General features: G+C 65.4%; 18 protein-coding genes. 17 read left to right on the plus strand and 1 reads right to left on the minus strand.

Annotation, left to right across the window (positions count from 1 at the left end; translation table 11 throughout):
* From VIR09_RS22805 to aspT (VIR09_RS22820), 4 genes are all read left to right on the plus strand, one after another.
* Positions 1-789: electron transfer flavoprotein subunit alpha/FixB family protein (locus tag VIR09_RS22805; RefSeq protein ID WP_332014914.1), on the plus strand; the 789-nt coding region annotated here is incomplete at its 5' end.
* 193 nt (positions 790-982) lie between these two features.
* Positions 983-2,674 (plus strand): aspartate-alanine antiporter, encoded by a 1,692-nt coding sequence (aspT, locus tag VIR09_RS22810; RefSeq protein ID WP_332014915.1) that lies wholly within the window; start codon positions 983-985, stop codon positions 2,672-2,674.
* Positions 2,675-2,786: 112 nt separating this feature from the next.
* Positions 2,787-4,610 carry a bifunctional aspartate transaminase/aspartate 4-decarboxylase gene (locus tag VIR09_RS22815; protein WP_332014916.1) on the plus strand — a complete coding sequence of 608 codons (1,824 nt, stop codon included), beginning with the start codon at positions 2,787-2,789 and terminating at the stop codon, positions 4,608-4,610.
* A 37-nt stretch (positions 4,611-4,647) separates the two neighbouring features.
* The gene (gene aspT / locus VIR09_RS22820) at positions 4,648-6,348 is read left to right on the plus strand and encodes an aspartate-alanine antiporter (RefSeq protein WP_332014917.1); all 1,701 of its coding nucleotides are present in this window, start codon (positions 4,648-4,650) and stop codon (positions 6,346-6,348) included.
* Here aspT (VIR09_RS22820) and VIR09_RS22825 read toward each other — a convergent pair.
* Positions 6,345-7,280 carry a LysR substrate-binding domain-containing protein gene (locus VIR09_RS22825; protein WP_332014918.1) on the minus strand — a complete coding sequence of 312 codons (936 nt, stop codon included), beginning with the start codon at positions 7,278-7,280 and terminating at the stop codon, positions 6,345-6,347. The genes aspT (VIR09_RS22820) and VIR09_RS22825 overlap by 4 nt on opposite strands.
* 95 nt (positions 7,281-7,375) lie before the next feature.
* Between VIR09_RS22825 and VIR09_RS22830 the strand changes: the two genes are divergently transcribed.
* The 13 genes from VIR09_RS22830 to VIR09_RS22890 all read left to right on the plus strand — a co-directional run bounded on the left by VIR09_RS22830 (position 7,376) and on the right by VIR09_RS22890 (position 21,759).
* A complete protein-coding gene (locus VIR09_RS22830) occupies positions 7,376-8,581 on the plus strand; it encodes a CoA transferase (RefSeq protein ID WP_332014919.1) in 1,206 nt (401 codons plus the stop codon).
* Entirely contained in the window at positions 8,578-9,345 is a 768-nt protein-coding gene (locus tag VIR09_RS22835) for an enoyl-CoA hydratase/isomerase family protein (protein ID WP_332014920.1), read from the plus strand. The genes VIR09_RS22830 and VIR09_RS22835 overlap by 4 nt, the downstream gene beginning before the upstream one ends.
* A 65-nt stretch (positions 9,346-9,410) precedes the next feature.
* Positions 9,411-10,388: a tripartite tricarboxylate transporter substrate-binding protein gene (locus tag VIR09_RS22840; RefSeq protein WP_332014921.1), complete on the plus strand. Its 978-nt coding sequence runs from the start codon at positions 9,411-9,413 to the stop codon at positions 10,386-10,388.
* 10 nt (positions 10,389-10,398) lie between these two features.
* Entirely contained in the window at positions 10,399-12,225 is a 1,827-nt protein-coding gene (locus VIR09_RS22845; protein WP_332014923.1) for an acyl-CoA dehydrogenase, read from the plus strand.
* 148 nt (positions 12,226-12,373) lie between these two features.
* Complete coding sequence (locus tag VIR09_RS22850) at positions 12,374-13,015, plus strand: peroxiredoxin (protein ID WP_042792543.1); 642 nt, start codon at positions 12,374-12,376, stop codon at positions 13,013-13,015.
* Between the two features lie 270 nt (positions 13,016-13,285).
* Entirely contained in the window at positions 13,286-14,266 is a 981-nt protein-coding gene (locus VIR09_RS22855; protein ID WP_332014931.1) for a sulfate ABC transporter substrate-binding protein, read from the plus strand.
* 24 nt (positions 14,267-14,290) lie between these two features.
* Positions 14,291-15,181 (plus strand): sulfate ABC transporter permease subunit CysT, encoded by an 891-nt coding sequence (gene cysT / locus VIR09_RS22860; RefSeq protein WP_414639455.1) that lies wholly within the window; start codon positions 14,291-14,293, stop codon positions 15,179-15,181.
* Positions 15,178-16,077 (plus strand): sulfate ABC transporter permease subunit CysW, encoded by a 900-nt coding sequence (cysW, locus tag VIR09_RS22865; protein WP_332014925.1) that lies wholly within the window; start codon positions 15,178-15,180, stop codon positions 16,075-16,077. Before cysT ends, cysW begins: the two co-directional genes overlap by 4 nt.
* A 26-nt stretch (positions 16,078-16,103) precedes the next feature.
* Positions 16,104-17,168: a sulfate ABC transporter ATP-binding protein gene (locus tag VIR09_RS22870; RefSeq protein WP_332014926.1), complete on the plus strand. Its 1,065-nt coding sequence runs from the start codon at positions 16,104-16,106 to the stop codon at positions 17,166-17,168.
* Positions 17,165-17,908 carry a phosphoadenylyl-sulfate reductase gene (locus VIR09_RS22875; RefSeq protein WP_332014927.1) on the plus strand — a complete coding sequence of 248 codons (744 nt, stop codon included), beginning with the start codon at positions 17,165-17,167 and terminating at the stop codon, positions 17,906-17,908. The genes VIR09_RS22870 and VIR09_RS22875 overlap by 4 nt, the downstream gene beginning before the upstream one ends.
* Positions 17,909-17,949: 41 nt before the next feature.
* Positions 17,950-18,858, plus strand: coding sequence for a sulfate adenylyltransferase subunit CysD (gene cysD / locus VIR09_RS22880; RefSeq protein WP_332014928.1), 909 nt, complete (start codon positions 17,950-17,952; stop codon positions 18,856-18,858).
* A gap of 41 nt (positions 18,859-18,899) precedes the next feature.
* Entirely contained in the window at positions 18,900-20,198 is a 1,299-nt protein-coding gene (locus VIR09_RS22885; protein WP_332014929.1) for a sulfate adenylyltransferase subunit 1, read from the plus strand.
* A gap of 211 nt (positions 20,199-20,409) precedes the next feature.
* Entirely contained in the window at positions 20,410-21,759 is a 1,350-nt protein-coding gene (locus tag VIR09_RS22890) for a PA0069 family radical SAM protein (RefSeq protein WP_332014930.1), read from the plus strand.
* Positions 21,760-21,976: the final 217 nt, after the last annotated feature.

A 21,976-nucleotide genomic window follows, 5' to 3' on the forward strand; every position in this document is an offset into this window, starting at 1 on the left:
GCCGCCGCCGCCGCAGGCGTGGCCAAGGTCCTGCTGGCCGACGCGCCGCAGCTGGCCGACGGCCTGGCCGAGAACGTCGCCGCCCAAGTGCTGGCCGTGGCCTCGGGCTACAGCCACATCCTGTTCCCGGCGACCGCCTCGGGCAAGAACGTGGCCCCGCGCGTGGCTGCCAAGCTGGACGTGGCGCAGATCTCCGACATCATCGGCGTGGAATCCGCCGATACCTTCCAGCGCCCGATCTACGCCGGCAACGCGATTGCCACGGTGCAGTCGGCCGACGCCGTCAAGGTCATCACCGTGCGCACCACCGGCTTTGACGCCGTGGCCGCGCAGGGCGGTTCCGCCGCGGTGGAAGAAATCGCCGCCGTCGCCGATTCGGGCCTGTCCACGTTTGTGGGCCGCGAAGTCGCCAAGAGCGACCGTCCGGAACTGGCCGGCGCGCGCGTCGTCGTCTCCGGCGGCCGCGGCCTGGGCAGCGCCGAGAACTTCAAGATCCTGGATCCTCTGGCCGACAAGCTGGGCGCAGCACTCGGCGCCTCGCGCGCCGCGGTCGACGCGGGCTACGCCCCTAACGACTGGCAAGTCGGCCAGACCGGCAAGATCGTCGCGCCGCAGCTGTACGTGGCGGTTGGTATCTCGGGCGCCATCCAGCATCTGGCCGGCATGAAGGATTCGAAGGTCATCGTGGCCATCAACAAGGATCCGGAAGCGCCGATCTTCGGCGTGGCCGATTATGGCCTGGTGGGCGATCTGTTCCAGGTCGTACCCGAACTGACCGGCGCGCTGTAAACCATACCGCGCTGTTGTATTGAAGGCCCGCCAGCTTTGCGCTGGCGGGCCTTTTTATTTGACGTCAGGATCACACAAGCTTTAATTTCAATATTCCAAATCTTTTGATTTCTCGAAAGATTCTGATAATGTGTTCCGCGCGCAGCTAGATACGCGCAAGTGCTCGACCTGTACAGAACGAAGGAGATTCGGGATGGAATGGTTCTTTGACACTCTGCGAAAATATCCGGAACTTGCGGTGTTCCTTACCCTCGGTCTTGGGTACTGGATAGGCGCCAAGAAGATTTTCGGATTCAATCTGGGAGCCGTGACTGGCACGCTGCTGGTAGGCGTGCTGGTGGGACAGCTCAATATCACGATCGCTCCCGTCCTCAAGCAGGTTTTCTTCCTGCTCTTCCTGTTTGGTCTGGGTTACGGCGTCGGACCGCAGTTCTTCCGCGGCATGAAAAGCGATGGCCTGCCGCAGGTCATCTTCGCCGTCATTCTGTGCGTGATCTGCCTGTTGGTGACGTGGGCGACAGCGGTGGGCTTCGGCTTCGATGCCGGCACCGGCGCAGGCCTGCTGTCCGGAGCGCAGACCATTTCCGCCGTCATGGGCGTGGCGACGGACACCATCAACGGCTTGAACATCGACGCCACCACCAAGAAGCAATGGATCGACAGCATTCCGGTCGCCTACGCGGTCTGCTATATCTTCGGCACGGTGGGCAGCGCCTGGTTGCTGGCCTCGCTGGGTCCGAAGCTGATGCGCGTGGACATCGTCAAGGAGTGCCAGGAATACGAAGCCAAGATGTCCGGCGGCGCCGACTCGATGGAACTGTCCGGCTACCGCAAGTTCATCGCGCGCGCCTACAAGCTGGACCGGCCGGATTTCGTCGGCAAGACCGTGGGAGAGCTGGAATCCCGCTTTGTCGAAGCGCGCGTGTTCGTGGAACGCATCCGGCGCGGCGACCAGATCCTCGACAGCGATGCCAAGACGGTGCTGCAGCAGGGCGACGTGCTGGGCGTGACCGGCAGGCATGACGCGCTGGTCACGCAGGCCGCCGGCATCATCGGCACCGAGGTCGAAGACCGAGACCTGATCAGCATGCCCGCCGAAGTCGTCGAGGTCGTGCTGACCAACAAGAACATCGCCGGCAAGACCATCAAGGAAATCGCGGATAGCGAAGCGGGCCGCGAGCTGGGACGCGGCGTATTCCTGCGCAAGGTTGTGCGCGGCGGCCACGACATGCCGATCAACTGGGGCCTGAAGCTCGACCGCGGCGACCGGCTGTTCGTGCTGGGCGCCAAGCGCGACGTCGAGCGCGTGGTCGGCAGGCTGGGCTATGTGGACCGCGCCACCAGCCAGACCGACATGGTCTTCGTCGGATTCGGCATCCTGCTGGGCGGCCTGTTCGGCTCTCTGGTGCTGACCGTGAGCGGCATTCCCGTGACTCTCTCGACCTCCGGCGGCGCGCTGATTTCCGGCTTGATATTCGGCTATCTGCGCTCGGTGCATCCGACCTTCGGCCGGGTGCCGGAACCGGTGCACTGGTTCCTGACATCCGTGGGGCTTACGACCTTTGTCGCGGTCGTGGGCATATCGTCCGGGCCAGGATTCGTCCAGGGTTTCCAGCAATTGGGAGCCAAGCTCTTCATCGCCGGCATCATCGCCACCAGCGTGCCGATGATCGTGGGCGTACTGCTCGCGCGGTATGTCTTCAAGTTCCATCCCGCCATCGCGCTGGGAGTCTGCGCCGGCGCCCGGACCACTACCGCGGCCATCGGCCAGATCACCGAAACGGCGAAGAGCCAGGTGCCCGCCCTGGGCTACACGGTGCCCTACGCCATCGGCAATACCCTGCTCATCATCTGGGGGATTGTCATCGTCATGCTCATGTCCTAGAAGGACGCCCCGCAAGCCCCACGGGCTCGCGGAGCGTTCAGCAAGCGCGCGCCGGCACCGCCGGCAGCGCCCGCCTAGCGCCTGTCACCACGCAAACCAGGAGTACTGAACAATGGCTTCCACCGCGCCTCTTACCGTCAGTCTGGCCTCGACCTTGAAAACCACCCGTTCGCGCCAGCGCGACCTGGAACAGCTTTCTCCGTTTGAACTGAAGGACTATCTGATCACGCTGGCCAAGGACAACCAGCAAACCGCCGCGCTCACCATGTTGAACGCCGGCCGCGGCAACCCGAACTGGATCGCCACCGAACCGCGCGACGCCTTCTTCCTGATGGGCCAATTCGCAATGAAGGAGGCGCGCCGCGTGCGCGACGAATCGATCCTGGCGGGCATGCCGGCCAGGAAGGGCTGCGCCGATCGTATGCGCAAGTTCCTGTCCAAGCACAAAGGCATGGACGGCTACGATTTTCTGGTTGGCGTGCTGGAATACGGGGTCAAGGTCAAAGGTTTTGATCCCGACGCATGGATCCATGAATTGACGGACAGCATCATCGGCGACAACTATCCCGTGCCGCCGCGCGCGCTGGTCCATCTTGAACAGATCGTGCACGATTACCTGATCAAGGAAATGTGCGACGGCCGTCCGCCCAAGGGCAAGTTCGACCTGTTCCCGGTCGAAGGCGGCACGGCGGCCATGTGCTACATCTTCGATTCGCTGATGCAGAACGGCTTGCTGAAGCAGGGCGACACCATTGCGCTGTTCCTGCCGACCTTCACACCCTACATCGAGATCGCGCATCTGGAGCGCTTCCAGTTCAAGATCGTGCCGATCAACGCCAGCAGCTTGCGGGCCGACGGTACCCATGACTGGCACTATCCGGCGTCCGAAATCGCCAAGCTGGAAAATCCCAAGATCAAGCTGGCGGTCACCGTCAATCCCAGCAACCCGCCGTCGGTGGCGTTCAACCCGGTCGAGATGAAGCAGATCGTGCGCCTGATCCGCAAGAACCCGGACCTGGTGCTGGTGACGGACGACGTGTACGGCACCTTCGTGCCGAACTTCCGCTCGCTGATGGCCGAGGTGCCGCACAACACGATCTGCGTGTATTCGTTCTCCAAGAATTTCGGCTGCACGGGATGGCGCCTGGGCGTGATCGCGACCCATGAAAAGAACACCATGGACCGCCGCATCGCCGAATTGCCCGCATCCTGGAAGCAGCGCTTGAACAAGCGCTACGGCGCCATGACGATGGAGCCCGAAAAGCTCAAGTTCATCGACCGGCTGGTGGCCGACAGCCGCAATGTCGCGCTGAACCACACCGCGGGCCTGTCCCTGCCCCAGCAGGTGCAGATGGGCTTTTTCGCGCTGTCGCACCTGATGGACCTGAAAGACTCCTACAAGCACCTGACGATGAAGATCGTGCGCGCGCGGCGCGATGCGCTGTGGCGCGGCCTGGGCATCCCCATGCCGCCCGAAGATCCGATGCGCGCCTGGTACTACGTCGAGCTGGATTTCATGGTCTGGGCCAAGATCACGTATGGCGACGCGTTCTGCAAGTACATGATGTCCAACTATGAGCCGGTCGACTTCCTGTTCCGCCTGGCGGAGAAGTCCGGCGTGGTGCTGATGGACGGCGGCGGTTTCGGCGGCCCGCCCTGGTCGATCCGTGTGTCGCTGGCGAACCTGGACGACGGCGATTACGCCAAGATCGGCAAGCACATGGTCGAAGCCGCGACCGAGTACGTCGAGGCGTGGAAGGCCGGCGAACTGGTGCGTTCGGGCCCGAAGGCGGGTAAGGGGCAGACGGTGAAGGCGCCTGCGGCCAAGCGCAAGGCGGCGGGTAAGACCGCGACTGCCAAGAAGGCGGTGAAGAAGGCAGTGAAGAAGGCCGGCACGGCGGTGAAGTCCGCCAAGAAGGCCGCGACGCGCAAGTAGGCAGGCCACGCAGCAACCTCCAGGGCGACATGACGACATGACTTGCACGGTCGGGTTTTTCAATAGCGTTCCCATCGCAGTGCTGTTCGTGACGGTGGGGTTGGGATACCTGATCGGCAAGCTCAAAGTCGGGCCGATCCAGCTGGGCGGAGTGTGCGGAACACTCATCGTCGCCCTGCTGATCGGCCAGACCGGTTGCCAGATGCGCGGCGACCTGAAGGAAGTCGCGTTCGCCCTGTTCATCTTCGCAATGGGGTATTCGGGCGGGCCGCAGTTCTTTGCCAACCTGAACCGCTCCAGCCTGCGGTACATCGCGCTGCCTCTCATCGAAGCCTTGCTGGTGCTGACGATCGTGCTGACAGCGGTGCCGCTGTTCGGCCTGGATGCAGGCACTGCGGCGGGCCTGGCGGCCGGCGCGGCCACCGAGTCGGCCGTGGTCGGCACTGCCGCCGAGGCGCTCAAGCATCTGGGCCTGGCGGATGCCGACGTTCAGCGGATGGAAGCCAATATCGCCACGGCCTACACGCTGACCTATCTGGTGGGTCTCATCAGCATCGTGTTTTTCACCAGCCAGATCGCGCCGGCGCTGCTGCGCATGAATCTGCGCGAAGCTTCCAAGGCGCTTGAGGAAAAGCTGGGCGTGGCGGCCGGCGACGGCGAGGAAGCGACCCTGTCCACGCTGCCGCGGCTGGTGGGACGCTCGCACGTGGTCAAGGACGCGGATGGCAAAAGCGTGGCCGAGGTCGAGGCCGCGCTTGGCGGGCGCACGGTCATCAGCCGCATCCTGCGCAATGGCGAGGCGGTGGACGCCACGCCGGACGACCTGCTGGCCACCGGCGACATCGTGGTGGTGCTGGGCTTGCGAGGCTTCGCGCTGCGCGCGAGCTCGGTCGTGGGACCCGAGATCCAGTTGCCGGAAGCGCATGCCGACGACCTGCAGCTCAGCGAACTGGCCGTCATCGTCAACAAGAAGGCCGTCAACGGCCATACCGTCGGCGAACTGGCGAAGCGACCGAACGCCCGCCGGGCGCGCGGCGTCTTCCTGCAATCCATCGTGCGCTCGGGCCATTCATTGCCGATTACGCTGTCCACCGTGGTGCAGTACGGCGACCTGGTCACGCTGGTCGGCGCCGAGCCTGAATTGTCCGAGGCTGGCGCGGCCCTGGGCAACGAGCTGCGGCGCAGCGGCGTGACCGACCTGGTGTTCCTGGCTTTCGGCATCCTCGTGGGCCTGATGATCGGCAGCCTGAGCGCGCGCCTCTGGGGCATTCCCGTGTCGCTGGGCAGCGGCGGCGGGGCGCTGGTCAGCGGCCTGGTCTGCGGTTGGATCAACGCCAAGCGGCCCGCGATCGGCCATATGCCGGACCATGCCGTGCAGTTGTTGAAGGACCTGGGGCTGGCGGTATTCGTGGCTTGCGTCGGCTTGTCGGCGGGGCCGGAGGCGATTGCGCTGATCCGGGAACACGGCGCGGTGCTGCCGCTCATAGGCCTGCTGGTTTCCTTGGGGCCGGCGTGCCTGTCGCTCTGGCTGGGCCACAAGATCCTGAAGATCGAGGGCCCTCTGCTGGTCGGCGCCATCGCGGGCCAGCATGTCAGCACCCCGGCCATCAGCGCCATCCTGACATCCAGCGGCAGTTCCGTGCCGCTACTCGGCTACACGGTGACGTATGCCATCGCCAACGTGCTGCTGCCGGTGCTGGGTCCCATCATTGTGTCGCTGGCGCATCATCTGGCTTAGCGCGAGCCCTGTCGTAGCAGCGCGCATCCCTGCCAGGTCTGATCGTCGATCAGGCGCTCTATTTCGTCCTTGCACAGATCGATGACCCGGCTTACCGCCGGCGTGGGAGGCAGGCTCTCGCTGGCGCAGAGCACCAGTTCACGCGACAGGGTTTCGTCCAGTGCGTGCGCCACGATCGATCCTTCCGCGATTTCAGGTTGAGCAGCCGAGGACGGCAGTATCGTGGCCGCCATTCCGCTGCGCACCGCCGGGACGAGGATCGCCGACGTACTCGCTTCGGCGAACAGATTGCAGGTCAGACCTGCCGTCAGAAAGGCATGGTCCAGGCGCGCGCGCAGCGTATTGGGGAGGCTGGGCAGGACCAGCGGCAAGGCGGCGAAGTCCGCAATGGCCAGGATACGGCGCGGCAGCGTCACGCTGGCGTGGGCCAGAAGGAACAGGCTTTCCCGCAGCAGCGGCGTGCGCAGCAGGCCCTGGATCGGTTGCTGGTCCGGCGACAAGGAAAAATCAATGCGCCCCTGCAGGACCAGCTTGGTCAGGTCCGCGCTGGGCACGTCGACGATTTCCAGCACCACCGAGGGCAGTTCCGCCTTGGCGCGGCGCATCAGCGGCAAGGCCAGCATGCGGGCGGTGCTGGAGGCCAGCCCGATCGATACCGTGCCGGTGACCTGATCCGTGGTCTTGGAGAGCAGGCTGCGGGTGCTGTCGACCTGGCGCAGAATGGTTTGCGCATGCCGGTACAGCAGCAGGCCTTCCGCGGTGGGCTGCGCGCCCTTGACGCCCCGCACCAGCAACGAGACGCCCAGGCTTTCCTCCAGCAGCGCCATCTGTTGGCTCAGCGCCGGCTGCGCGACGTGCAGGCTTGCGGCTGCGCGGGTCATGTTGCGCATTTCAACGACACGGACGAAGTACTTGAGTTGGCGCAGATTCATTGAATAAGAGAATCTTATGGATGGATCGGAAAATAGTATTTTCGGTGCTCTCGAGGTGCTGCCTAGAATGGGCCTCGCATCAAGGGAGAACGAAAATGAGTCTGCCGTTGGCAGGGTTGAAAGTGCTGGATCTGACCCGAGCGCTTTCCGGACCGTTCTGCACAATGATTCTCGGAGACCTGGGCGCTGAGGTCGTCAAGGTGGAGCCCATGCCGGCGGGCGAAATGGCGCGGCAATGGGGGCCCTTCGAAGAAGATATAAGTGTTTATTATCTTAGTGCCAACCGTAGCAAGCAAGGCATAGGCGTGGATTTCCGCAAGCCGGAAGGGTTGGCGCTGCTGCGGAGAATGGCCCTGGCGTCCGACATCGTGGTCGAGAACTTCAAGGTCGGAACCATGGATGCCATGGGCCTGGGCTACGAGGCGCTGGCGCAAGAACAGCCGGGGCTGATCATGGCGTCGATCTCCGGTTTCGGCAGCAAGGGGCCTGCACGGGAATGGGCTGGCTTTGACCAGGTCGCGCAAGGCTATTCCGGCTTCATGAGCCTGACCGGCTCGCCGGAGTCGGGGCCGATGCGAGTGGGCGTGGCCGTCGGCGACCTGACCGCGGGCATGTGGCTGGCGATAGGGATCCTGTCCGCCGTCGCGCAGCGTTCGTCGACCGGACGCGGGCAGCACGTGGAAACGTCGCTGCTGGCTGGACTCATGGCGCTGCTGAGCGTCCAGGGCCAGCGCTATCTCAGCAAGGGGGAAATCCCCGAACCCTGCGGCAACGTGCACCCGGTCATCGCGCCGTACGGCACCTTCGAGACCGCGGACGGGCCGCTCAATCTGGCGCCGGCGACCCAGGCGATGTGGGTCAAGCTCTGCGGCATACTCGGGCTCTCCCATCTGGTGTCCGACGAGCGCTTCCTCACGAACGCGGAGCGCATGCAGCACCGCTATGCGTTGAAGCAGGAGCTGGAGGCTGGCCTCAAGCGCAAGACGCGCATGGAATGGACCGCGCTGATGATCGAGGGCGGCATTCCCGCCGGACCCATCAATACCCTGGAGGACGTGTTCGCCGATGCGCAGGTGCAGGCCTGCGGACTGGTGCGCACCCTGGACCACCCGCTGCTGGGCGAGCTGCGGCAGGTGGACCTGCCCTTGGGGCTGAGCGCTGCGGGTACGGCAAGCCGTCGCGCCCCGCCCGTCTTCGGCCAGCACACGCGTGAAGTGTTCGCGCGCTACGGCATCGCGGATGCCGAGATCGATCGCCTGTTGGCGGACGGGGTGGCGCATCAGGCGGAGGTCTACGCATGACGGCGCCTTCCGATACGCCCAGCTTGTCCATCGACGGACACGTGGCCACCATCCGCCTGCAGAGGCCTGGCCATGCCAACCGGCTCGGTCCCCAGGATCTGGCTGTCCTCAGGGAGCACCTGGACCGGGTCAATACGGACGACGCGGTAAGGGTGCTGCGCTTCCGGTCCGAGGGCAAGTATTTCTGCAGCGGCTATGACATTTCGTCCCTGGCGTCGGACCAGGCGCCCAGCTCCCTCTATTTTGGCCAGACCATGGACCTGATCGAGGCGGCGCGGCCGGTGACGATCGCGGCGGTCCAGGGTGGAGCCTATGGCGGCGGCACCGACCTGTGCCTGGCCTGTGATTTCCGCATCGGCACACCGCAGGCGGATATGTTCATGCCGGCCACGAGGCTGGGCCTGCACTTCTACGCCGGCGGCATGTCGCGCTATGTGACGCGGCTCGGCCTGGACCAGGCCAAGCGGCTGTTCCTGACGGCGGAAAAGCTCCAGGCCGACGAAATGCTGCGCATCGGATTCCTGACCGAACTGGTGCCCGAGGAGACGCTGGCGGCCCGCCTGGATGCCCTGAGCGCGCAGATTGCGGCGATGGCCCCGATTCCGCTGTTCGGCGTGAAGTCGCATCTGAACCGCATCGCGCGGGGCGAACTCGATCTGGCCGGAATCGAGCAGGCGGTATTGGGTTCCGAGCGGTCCCGTGACCTGGCCGAAGGCGCGACGGCCTGGAAGGAGAAGCGCGCGCCGAACTTCACCGGCTGCTGACGCAGCCGGCGCATGAGCAGAGAGCCGCGCCACAAGCGGCTCCGATTCCATCAAAGGAGACACCGATGAAACCCGCTATTGCCGCCTGCGGCGCCGTGCTTGCCGCTGTTGCCACCTTGTCCGCCATGCCTGGAGGGGCGCAGGCCGCCGCTCCTTACCCCTCCAAGCCCTTGACGCTGGTGATCGGATTTCCGCCGGGCGGCGGGGCGGATCAGGTGGGCCGCGTCTATGCGAACGCGCTTGCCAGGCAGTTGAAGCAGCCGGTCGTCGTCGAAAACCGCCCTGGCGCAGGATCGACCATCGGCGCCAGCCTTGCCGCGCGCGCCGCCGCCGACGGCTACACGCTGTACCTCGGCAATTCCAGCGTCATGGGCAGCGACAGCGCGCTGTACAAGGTGGATTACACGCCGGACAGCTTCGTGCCCGTGGCGCAGCTCACCACCGGTCCCATGGTGCTGATTGCGAACGCCAAGCTGGGGCTGAAAGACGTGCAGGACCTGATCGACCGGGCCAAGAGCAAGCCGGGGTCCATCAACGTCGCGTCGTCCGGCAACGGCGTCATCACGCACCTGGCGGCGGTCGAGTTCATGACGCTCTCCGGGGTGAAGCTGATGCATATTCCCTTCAAGGGGGGGGCCGCGGCGGCGCAATCCGTGGCAGCGGGCGACACCGACGTCTCGTTCGCCACGGCGCCGTCGGCCAAGTCGGTGATCGACACCGGCAAGGTAGTGGCGCTGGCGGTCACGTCCGGCCAGCCTTCCCGGCTGCTCCCCTATCCCCCCATTTCGCAGACCGTGCCCGGCTATGACGTTTCCAACTGGTGGGGCATCTTTGCCCCCAAGGGTACGCCGCCGGAAGTGCTGGACACGCTGTTCAAGGCCAGCAATGCGGTGCTGGCCCTGTCCGACGTGCAGCAGGGCATGGCCGCAGGCTATGAAGAAGTGACGCCGTCCGCGTCCCTGGCCGCGTTCGGGGACTATGCCCGCAAGGAAGGAAGCAAGGGTTTAAGATTGGCCAAAGAAAGCCTAGAGACTGCCAATTGATGGAGACCCCATGCCCTACGTAACCCCGCTGCAGGACTTCCGCTTCGCCTTGAACGAGCTGGCCGGACTCGACGAAGTCCTGAAGCTCCCCGGCTTCGAAGAGGTCACGCCGGATCTGGTGGACGCCATCCTGGAAGAGAACGGGCGTTTCGTGGAACAGGCCGTGGCGCCGCTGAACGTGCCGGGCGACACGCAGCCGCCGGTATGGAAAGACGGTCACGTCACCACCACGCCGGGCTATGCGCAGGGTTTCAAGGACTACGCGGCGGGCGGCTGGCAGGGCTTGCAGCATCCCGTGGCCTGGGGCGGGCAGGGGTTGCCCAAGCTGGTCGCGGCGGCGCCGGGCGAGAACATCCAGGCCGCGAGCCTGGCGTTTTCCTTGTGTCCCATGCTGACGGACGGCGTGATCGAGGCCTTGCTCACCGTCGGATCGGAAGCGCAGCGCAAGCAGTACGTGCCGCAACTGATCGGCGGCAAGTGGACCGGCACCATGAACCTGACCGAGCCGCAGGCCGGCTCGGACCTGGCGCAGGTGGCGACGCGCGCGGTGAAGCAGGCTGACGGCAGCTACCGGCTGAGCGGCCAGAAGATCTTCATCACCTATGGCGACCATGATCTGGCCGAGAACATCATCCATCTGGTGCTGGCGCGCACGCCTGACGCGCCTGCCGGGGTGAAGGGCATTTCGCTGTTCATCGTGCCCAAGTTCCTGGTGCAGCCGGACGGTAGCCTCGGCAAGCGCAACGACGTCTGGTGCGCATCGCTGGAGCACAAGCTGGGCATCCACGGCAGCCCCACCGCCGTATTGCTGTACGGCTCGGGCAAGGGCGAAGTGGGCGACGGCGCCATCGGCTATCTGGTCGGCGAGCAGAACCGCGGCCTGGAATACATGTTCATCATGATGAACGCTGCCCGCTTTTCGGTGGGGCAACAGGGCATAGGCGTGTCGGAGCGGGCCTGCCAGCATGCGCTGGCCTATGCGCGCGACCGCGTGCAGGGGCGGGCGGTCGAAGGCTCGGCCGCTCCGGTGGCCATCGTGCGCCATCCCGACGTACAGCGCATGCTGATGACCATGAAGGCGCTGACGGAGGCGGCGCGCGCCGTGTCCTACGTGACCGCGGCCGCGCACGACAAGGGCACGCATCATCCGGACCCTGAGCAGCGCTCGCGCAACCGGGCCTTCTACGAATACATGGTACCCATCGTCAAGGGCTACTCGACCGAGACCGCGGTCGAGGTCGCGTCGCTGGGCCTGCAGGTGCATGGCGGCATGGGCTACATCGAGGAGACCGGGGCGGCGCAGTATTACCGCGACGCGCGCATCCTGCCCATCTACGAAGGCACCACCGCGATCCAGGCCAACGACCTGGTCAGCCGCAAGACGCAACGCGACGGCGGCGCCACCGCCCATGCCGCGATCGCGGCAATGCGGGAGACGCTGCGCGCGGTGGAGACCGAGGCGAAGCGCGCGTCCGCGGGTGAGCAGGAGGGACTGCGCCTGTTGCGCGATAACCTGGACAGCGCCATCCAGGCCTATGAGGCCGGCGTGGCCTTCATCTTGGAGCAATCGCCCGTCAACATCCGGGCGGTCTATTCCAGCAGCGTGCCCTATCTGATGCTGGCCGGCGTGGTGCACGGCGGCTGGCAGATGGCGCGGGCCGTGCTGGCCTGCCGGCGCCACCTGGCGGCCGGGTCCACCGATCCGTTCCACACGGGCAAGCTGGCGACCGGATTGTTCTACGGCGCCCATATCCTGCCGCGCGCGCTGGCCCTGTCGGCCGCCGTGCGCGCTGGCGTCGTCGCGGACGCTTGTGGAGCAGGGTTGAATATTGCATAAGGTTATATGACTTGCGTATTTCCTCGGCTAAAGGTTTGATGGAAGAATCGTTTCGTAGACGCTAAGCTGCGTCATGAAACGCTGTTCCTGCGCTGCCCGCTGCGGCGGGCGGCCAGTCCCCAACCTGCATCCGCACACAGGAGAGACCATGAGTCATCTACGCCTGGGCGACACCGCCCCTGATTTCGAACAGGAATCCTCGGCAGGCCCGATCCGCTTCCATGAATACCTGGGTAACAGCTGGGGTGTCCTTTTTTCGCACCCGGCCGATTTCACGCCCGTCTGCACCACCGAGCTGGGCTACACCGCCAAGCTGGCCGATGAATTCGCCAAGCGCAACGTGAAGGTGCTGGCCTTGTCGGTCGACGGCACCGATTCGCACACCAAGTGGATCGAGGACATCAACGACACGCAGTCCACCAAGGTCAACTTCCCGATCCTGGCCGACAAGGACCGCAAGGTGTCCGAGCTCTACGACATGATCCACCCGAACGCCAACGCCACGCTGACCGTGCGTTCGGTGTTCATCATCGACCCCAACAAGAAGGTGCGCCTGACCATCACGTATCCGGCCAGCACCGGCCGCAACTTCAACGAAATCCTGCGGGTCATCGATTCGCTGCAGCTGACCGACAGCCACAGCGTGGCCACGCCGGTGAACTGGGAAGACGGCGACGACGTGATCATCGTTCCGTCGCTGCAGGACGAGGCCGTGATCAAGCAGAAGTTCCCCAAGGGCTACAAGGCCGTGCGCCCCTATCTGCGCATCACACCGCAGCCGAATAAGTAAATTCGGAAACCACGGGGCTGGCCCCCGCGGGCAACCGCCGTCTTCCCCTTGGGGAGGCGGCGGTTTTTCATTGGAGCGCGCGCAAGGCCAGGGCAAATTTCCATTGCTGGGACAGCGATCCTATATGCCTGCGAGCGATGAGCAACCAAATAATGATTCGTTCCGTTCAGAACGCCCAGCCAGCACACTTGCTTCCACATTGCCGAACACAGGGAGCAAGGGATGTCTTTCAGGAAAGCCGGTTGGTTGGCCGCCTTGGCCGCAGTGACGATGTCGTTTGCCGCGATCGCGCCGGCACAGGCGCAGCAGAAGCAGACGCTCTTGAATGTCTCGTATGACCCGACCCGCGAACTGTATCGCGCCATCGACGACGCGTTCATCAAGCAATATAAGGAAAAGGCCAACGTCGACCTGACCATCCGCCAATCGCACGGCGGTTCCGGCCGCCAGGCGCGCTCCGTCATTGACGGCCTGGAAGCCGATGTGGTGACCCTGGCGCTGGCCTACGACATCGACGCCGTCGCCGACCGCGGGCTGCTGCCCGCCGATTGGCAGGCCCGCCTGCCGCAGAACAGCTCGCCCTATACCTCCACCATCGTGTTCCTGGTGCGCAAGGGTAATCCCAAGCAGATCAAGGACTGGGACGACCTGGTCAAGGACGGCGTGCAGGTCATCACGCCCAACCCCAAGACCTCGGGCGGGGCGCGCTGGAACTATCTGGCCGCCTGGGCCTATGCGCTGGAGAAGAACGGCGGCAGCGAGGAAAAGGCCCGCGCCTTCGTGGGCGACCTGCTCAAGCACGTGCCGGTGCTGGATACCGGTGCCCGCGGCGCCACCACCACCTTCGTGGAGCGCGGCGTGGGCGACGTGTTGCTGGCCTGGGAAAACGAGGCTTTCCTGGCGCTTGAAGAACTGGGTCCGGACAAGTTCGACATCGTGGTGCCGTCGCTGTCCATCCTGGCCGAACCGCCGGTCGCCGTGGTCGACAAGGTCGTGGACAAGAAGGGCACCCGCGCCGCGGCGCAGGCCTATCTGGAATTCCTCTACACGCCCGCCGCGCAGGAAATCATCGCCAGGAACTACTACCGGCCCATCGACAAGACCGTGGCGGCCAAGTACGAAAGCAAGTTCCCCAAGGTCAAGCTCGTGACCATCGACGACAAGATCTTCGGCGGCTGGCGCAAGGCGCAGAAGGATCACTTCAGCGACGGCGGCACCTTCGACCAGATCTATCTGCCGCAAAAGAAATAAGCACCTGACGATCGGACGATGGCCATGACTACAGCCTCGAACCCGGCGGCAAGCGGCGCGCAAGCGCCTTTTGCCTTTCGGCGCAACAGCCCGGGCGTGCTGCCCGGATTCGGCATCTCGATGGGCTACGCGGTGCTGTACCTGAGCGTGCTCGTGCTCATCCCGCTGGCGGCCTTGCCGATCAAGAGCGCGGGGCTGGGCTGGCAGGGCTTCTGGGACGCGGTGACCGCCCCGCGCGTCGTTGCCTCGTACCAGCTGACCTTCGGCGCGTCGCTGATCGCGGCACTGGTGAACCTGGTGTTCGGCACGGTGGTGGCCTGGGTGCTGGTGCGCTATCGCTTCCCGGGCAAGAAGATCCTGGACGCGTTGGTGGACCTGCCGTTCGCGCTGCCCACGGCCGTGGCGGGCATTGCGCTGACCTCGCTGTATTCGCAGAAGGGCTGGCTGGGCGGACCCTTGGCCGAGTGGTTCGGCTGGAAGGTGGCCTTCACGCCGTTGGGCATCGTCATTGCGCTGATCTTCATCGGCGTGCCATTCGTGGTGCGCACGGTGCAACCGGTGCTGGAAGACGTGGAGCGCGAGATCGAGGAAGCCGCGGCCAGTCTGGGCGCCAACCGCTGGCAGACCATACGCCGAGTGCTGCTGCCCATCATCATGCCGGCCTTGATGACCGGCTTCGCGCTGGCCTTTGCACGCGCGGTGGGCGAGTACGGCTCAGTGGTCTTCATCGCGGGCAACATGCCGATGGTGTCCGAGATCACGCCGCTCCTGATCATCGCCAAGCTCGAGGAATTCGACTACGCCGGCGCCGCCGCCATTGCCACGGTGATGCTGGTGCTGTCCTTTGCGCTGTTGCTCGTCATCAATCTGCTGCAGGGCTGGCAGGCCCGCCGCAACCTCGGGAGGCTCGCATGAGCGCCGCGGACCGTCCCGCCCATCTGACCGAGCCGCGCTGGGTGCGCGGCGTGCTGCTCTTCATCGCGCTGGGATTCCTGGCGCTGTTCCTGCTGGTGCCGTTGGCGGCGGTGTTCGCCGAGGCCTTCAAGAAGGGCTGGCAGCTGTACCTGGACGCCATCGTCGAACCCGACGCGCTGGCCGCCATCCGTCTGACGCTGCTGGTTGCGGCGATTGCGCTGCCGCTGAACCTGGTGTTCGGCGTGGCCGCGGCCTGGGCGATCACCAAATTCCAGTTCCGCGGCAAGCAGTTCCTGATCACCTTGATCGACCTGCCGTTCTCGGTGTCGCCGGTGGTGGCCGGGTTGGTCTTCGTGCTGCTGTTCGGCACCCAGGGCTGGTTCGGCGGCTGGCTGCAGGAGCACGACATCAAGATCGTCTACGCCGTGCCGGGCATCGTGCTGGCCTCGCTCTTCGTGACCTTTCCGTTCGTGGCGCGCGAGCTGATCCCGCTGATGCAGGCGCAGGGCAGCGAGGAAGAGCAGGCCGCGCTGACCCTGGGCGCGAGCGGCTGGCAGATCTTCTGGCGCGTGACGCTGCCGAACATCAAATGGGGCCTGCTGTACGGCGCCATCCTGTGCAACGCGCGGGCCATGGGTGAATTCGGTGCGGTGTCGGTGGTGTCCGGGCAGATCCGCGGCCTGACCAACACCATGACGCTGCACGTCGAGATTCTCTACAACGAATACCAGTATTCCGCGGCGTTCGCCGTGGCGTCGTTGCTGGCCCTCCTGGCGCTGGTGACGCTGGTGGCCAAGAACGTCGTCGAGTGGCGCAACGCGCGCTTTCAGCAGGCCGCCGACCAGCCGGTCGAGTACCCCGGCCAGCCGGCCGCCATCAAGCCGGCCCTGGCCTGACGCGACGGCCTGCAAGGAGACCAAGCATGAGTATCGAAGTCCGCAATCTATCCAAGCGCTTCGGCCAGTTCCGCGCGCTGAACGATGTTTCGCTGCATATTGAAACCGGCGAGCTGGTCGCGCTGCTGGGGCCTTCCGGCTGCGGCAAGACGACGTTGCTGCGCATCATCGCGGGGCTGGAGTCGGCTGATTCCGGCAGCGTGCTGTTCGCCGGCGAAGACGCCACCGCGGTGGACGTGCGCCAGCGTCAGGTCGGTTTCGTGTTCCAGCACTATGCGTTGTTCAAACACATGACGGTGTTCGAGAACGTGGCCTTCGGCCTGCGCGTCAAGCACCGTTCGCAGCGCCCCTCCGAAGACGTGATCCAGCGCAAGGTGCACGACTTGCTGGGGCTGGTGCAGCTGGACTGGCTGGCGGACCGCTATCCGGCGCAACTCTCCGGCGGCCAGCGCCAGCGCATCGCCCTGGCGCGCGCGCTGGCCGTGGAACCGCGGGTGCTGCTGCTGGACGAACCCTTCGGCGCGCTGGACGCGAAGGTGCGTAAGGAACTGCGGCGCTGGCTGCGCCGACTGCACGACGAGCTGCACGTGGCCAGCGTGTTTGTCACCCATGACCAGGAAGAAGCGCTGGAAGTGTCCGACCGCGTGGTGCTGATGAATTCGGGCCGCATCGAGCAGGTCGGCACGCCGCGCGAGGTCTGGGAAGAACCGGCCACGCCCTTTGTCTACGGCTTCCTGGGCGACGTCAACCAGCTGCAGGGCTTTGCCACGCGCGGCGTCTGGAGCGGCGCAGGCCTGTCCTTGCCCGCGCCGGAGTTGGCCCAGGCCGAAGCCCAGCGCGCCACCGCCTACGTGCGGCCGCACGAGTTCGACGTCGAGCGCTATCGCGCTGGCGCGGACGGCATTCCCGTGCGCCTGGCGCACGCCTTCCTCGCCGGTCCCAGCGCCTACCTGGAGCTGGCCAGCGAGGATTCCGACGCCATCATCGAAGCCGAGGTGCCCGAGTCCCTGTACCGGGAGCTGGGACTGCGCGATGGCGAAATCCTGTTGGCGCGTCCGCGGCGGGCGCGCATTTTCGCGGCGCAATCATGAGCACCACCGATCTCTCCCTTGACTTGGACGCAGCCCTTGCGGCGCGTTGGCGCGACCTGGGCGCGCGCCTGACCGAGGTCCAGCGGCGTTATCCGGACGCCGCGCTGGCCTCCTCGCTGGCGGCCGAGGACATGTTGCTGACGCATGCCATCTACAGCGCCGGCCTGGACCTGGAGGTCTTCACGCTGGACACGGGCCGGCTGCATGCCGAGACTTTAGGCGTGCTGGACGCCGTGCGCGAGCGCTATGGCCGCGAGGTCACCGTGTACCGGCCGATCGCGGCCGCGGTCGAGCAGCACGTCGCGGAGCACGGCGCCTATGCCTTCTATGAAAGCGTGGAACTGCGCAAGGCCTGTTGCCAGATTCGCAAGGTCGAGCCGCTCAAACGCGCGCTCGCGGGACGTGGCGCCTGGATCACCGGGCAGCGCCGGGAGCAATCCACCACCCGCGGCGAATTGCCGCTGGAAGAGGACGACAGCACGTTCGGCCTCTACAAGTTCAACCCGCTGGCGGAATGGAGCGAGGACGAGGTCTGGTCCGCCATCCGCGCCCTGGGCATTCCCTACAACCCGCTGCATAACCAGGGCTACCCATCCATAGGCTGCGAACCCTGTACGCGTGCCATCCGTCCGGGCGAGGACCTCAGGGCAGGGCGCTGGTGGTGGGAGTCGTCGGACTCCAAGGAATGCGGCCTGCATGCGGGCAACCGGGTCATCAGCATCGCGGCGCGCGCCGAGTGATGCGGTCCACGAATTCGAAATCTGTTTTAGGGGAAGTGCATATGTCTGCTGTGATCCAACGCAGCCACCTGGATTGGCTGGAATCGGAAGCCATCTTCATTCTGCGCGAGGTGGCCGCCGAAAGTGAGAAACCTGTGCTGCTGTTCTCGGGCGGCAAGGATTCCGTGGTGCTGCTGCGCCTGGCCGAGAAGGCCTTCCGGCCGGGACGCTTTCCGTTCCCGCTGATGCACATCGATACCGGCCACAACTTCGACGAAGTGATCGCCTTCCGCGACGCGCGCGCCGCTGAACTGGGCGAGACCCTGATCGTGCGCAGCGTCGAGGATTCGATCGCGCGCGGCAGCGTGGTGTTGCGCCGCGAAACCGATTCGCGCAATGCCGCCCAGGCGGTCACGTTGCTGGAGGCGATCGAGGAGTTCGGTTTTGACGCCTGCATCGGCGGCGCCCGCCGCGACGAGGAAAAGGCCCGCGCCAAGGAACGCATCTTTTCGTTCCGGGACGAATTCGGAAAATGGGATCCGAAGGCCCAGCGCCCGGAACTCTGGAACCTGTTCAACACCCGCGTGCACCGCGGCGAGAACATGCGCGTCTTCCCGATCTCCAACTGGACCGAGCTGGACGTCTGGCAGTACATCCAGCGCGAGCAGCTGGCGCTGCCGTCCATCTACTACAGCCATGAGCGCGAGGTCGTGCGCCGCAAGGGCCTGCTGGTGCCGGTCACCCGACTGACGCCGCCGCAGGAGAGCGAACAGGTCGAACGCCTGCAGGTGCGCTTTCGCACGGTGGGCGACATCTCCTGCACCTGCCCGGTGGCGTCCGACGCCGCCGACACCATGGCCATCATCGCCGAGACCGCGGTGACCGACATTACCGAGCGCGGCGCCACGCGCATGGACGACCAGACTTCCGAGGCCTCGATGGAGCGCCGCAAGAAGGAAGGCTATTTCTGATCGCATGAAACGCCGGCATGCGCCGGCGACCAGGGACGCACATGAACGCACTAAACGATTCTTTTCTTTCCGGCGCCGACACGGGCGTGCTGCGCCTGATCACCGCGGGTTCGGTGGACGACGGCAAGTCCACGCTGATCGGCCGCCTGCTGTATGACAGCAAGGGCGTGTTCGCCGACCAGCTGGACGCAATCTCGCGCGCCAAGCACAAGCGCGTGGCGGGCGACGGCATCGACTTCTCATTGCTGACCGACGGCCTGGAGGCCGAGCGCGAGCAGGGCATTACCATCGACGTGGCCTATCGCTATTTCTCGACGCCGGCGCGCAAGTTCATCATCGCCGATGCCCCGGGGCATGAGCAGTACACGCGCAATATGGTCACGGGCGCGTCGACCGCGGACGTGGCCGTCATCCTGATCGACGCCACCCGTGCGGCCGACGGCGTGCTGCTGCCGCAGACCAAGCGGCACAGCACCATCGCGCGCCTCTTGGGCATCCGCCACATCGTGGTGGCGGTCAACAAGATGGACCTGGTTGAGTGGGACCGCGCCGTGTTCGAGCGCATCCGCGACGCCTATGCCGACCTGGCGGGCAAGCTGGGCATCGAGCACTTCGATGCGCTGCCGCTGTCGGCGCTGAACGGCGACAACGTCGTCACGCTGTCGCCGCGGACGCCGTGGTACGACGGGCAGCCCTTGCTTGCCCTGCTGGAATCGCTGGACCTGGCGAGCGACGGACGCGCCTTGCCGCTGCGCTTTCCGGTGCAATGGGTGGCGCGCCATGACGGCAACCGCAAGGAAGATTTCCGCGGCTACGCTGGCCGCGTCGCGAGCGGCGTGCTGCGTCCCGGCGACGAGATCACGGTGCAGCCTTCGGGCGTGACGGCGGTCGTGCGCGAAGTGCGCGCCTTCGACCGCGCGCTGGATGAAGCGGTGGCGGGCGACTCGATCACGCTGGTGCTGGACCGCGACGTGGACGTGTCGCGCGGCGACGTGATCGTGCATGCGTCGGCGCCGGCGCAGGTCGCGCGCGAGTTCGAAGCGGAGTTGTGCTGGCTCGATGCGCAGGCCTTGAATCCGGCGCGCAAGTATCTGCTGAAGTCGGGCACGCGCCTGACCTCGGCGAAGATACGCGCGGTGCTGTCGCATCGCGACATCCACGAACTGCAGGAAGTGGGGAACACCGAAGGCACGCTGCGCATGAACGACATCGGACGCGTGACGCTCACCACGCGCGAGTCGCTGGCGGTCGATCGGTACGCCGATGTGCCTGCGACGGGCGCCTTCATCCTGATCGACGAGGCCACGCACCAGACTGCGGCGGCCGGCATGTTGCGCTAGCCGGCAAGAGGCCGGAAAACAACGAATTTCCGGCCTCCAAAATTCTGTTGTTTTCTTGCTAAATCCAATGCTGCTGCGGGTTTCCGGGCGATCTCGCCTGGTGAAATCGATTTGTCCGGACGGCGTCGGCGTCTTGCGGTAAAGTGGGGTTGTCTTACGAAAAGGCTTTTGGTGCTTGTCAAAACCACTGTGTTTTTGTACAGTAGTTTTCATGGCACGCACCGATCATTCTTTTCCCGCCGGTTCTGGGTCCCCGGCTGCCGCCCCCGCCGCCTTGCGCGGTCGGGGTGCGGTTACTAATGTTCGGCATCGCTTTCAGCGCGATGACCGCGTGCAGGTCGACGACGGCTGGGTCTCCTCCGGTCTGCCCGCTGACTTCGTAGAATCCGTCCCCGATAATTTTCCCGACACCGCGTCCGGCGAGCAAGCCGCCGCGCGCGTCATTCCCATCCTGCCGGACGCGCGCCTCGAGCCCGCCGCCCCCAAGACCACGGTCACCGCCGAAGAGGCGCGCAAGATGCTGTCGCGTAACGATTCGCCGGACATCCCCTTCGATGTCGCGATCAATCCGTACCGGGGCTGCGAGCATGGCTGTGTCTATTGTTATGCCCGGCCCACCCATTCCTATCTGGGCCTGTCGCCCGGGCTGGATTTTGAAACCCGGCTGGTGGCCAAGGCCAATGCGGTGCAGGCCCTGCGTACCGAACTCGCCCGGCCCGGCTACAAGCCGTCTCCCATCAACATCGGTTCCGCCACGGACGCCTACCAGCCCATCGAACGCGAATGGCGCCTGACCCGCGGCCTCCTGGAACTGATGCTGGAAACCCGCCATCCGCTCACCATTGTCACCAAGAACGCGCTGGTCGCCCGCGACCTGGACCTGTTGGCCGCGCTGGCCGAGCAAAAACTGGTGGTGGTGTACATGAGCATCACCACGCTGGACGCCGGCATGGCCCGCACGCTGGAGCCGCGCGCCGCTGCGCCTTGGCGCCGGCTGGAAGCCGTGCGCAGCCTGACCGACGCCGGCGTGCCGGTGGGCGTGCTGGTGGCGCCCATCATCCCGTTCATCAACGACGAGTCCATGGAACACATCCTCCAGGAGTCCAAGGCGGCTGGCGCGCACTACGCCAGCTATACCGTCTTGCGCCTGCCCTGGGAGGTCAAGACACTGTTCGAAGATTGGCTCAACGCCCACTTTCCGGATCGGGCCCAGCGTGTGCTGCATCGCATCGAAGACCTGCGCAATGGCCGCCGCAACGACCCCAATTTCGGATCGCGCATGCGCGGAACCGGCGTCTGGGCCGATCTGTTGCGCCAGCGCTTCACCCTCGCCACGCGCAAGCTGGGTTTGAACCGTCATCGCCTGGCACTGGACTGCGACCGTTTCCTGCCTCCCGCCGCGCCTGCCGCGAAGGAGGCCGATTTCCTATCCCCGGTTGGCGCGCAAGCGTCTTCAGGGGTCCCTTTTTCCGCCGTATCGCCCGCAGCCAGCGGCGCGCACGGGCGCGCAGCGCGCCAGTTGCAAGCCATGGCTGCAGGCCAGTTGTCATTGTTCGATTGACCGCCGGCTGCCGCCGCGCATGCCTGCCGGGGGGCCATGCCCTGGCGCTGGACCGTCTTTGCTAGGAGTTCCCATGAACACCGCTGATATTTCCGTCTTGTCGGACGACCTCGTCGTCACGCTGAACCCGCTGCGCCGCGGCTCGTACCGCGCTCGCGCCTGGTGCGCCAGGGTGGCTGGCATGGCAATGCCCTGGAATGCGCCTGCGGCCGACGTC

Origin of the sequence: Achromobacter sp. (assembly GCF_036567245.1) — a bacterium.
In the GTDB taxonomy this organism is placed as follows: Bacteria; Pseudomonadota; Gammaproteobacteria; order Burkholderiales; family Burkholderiaceae_B; genus Achromobacter.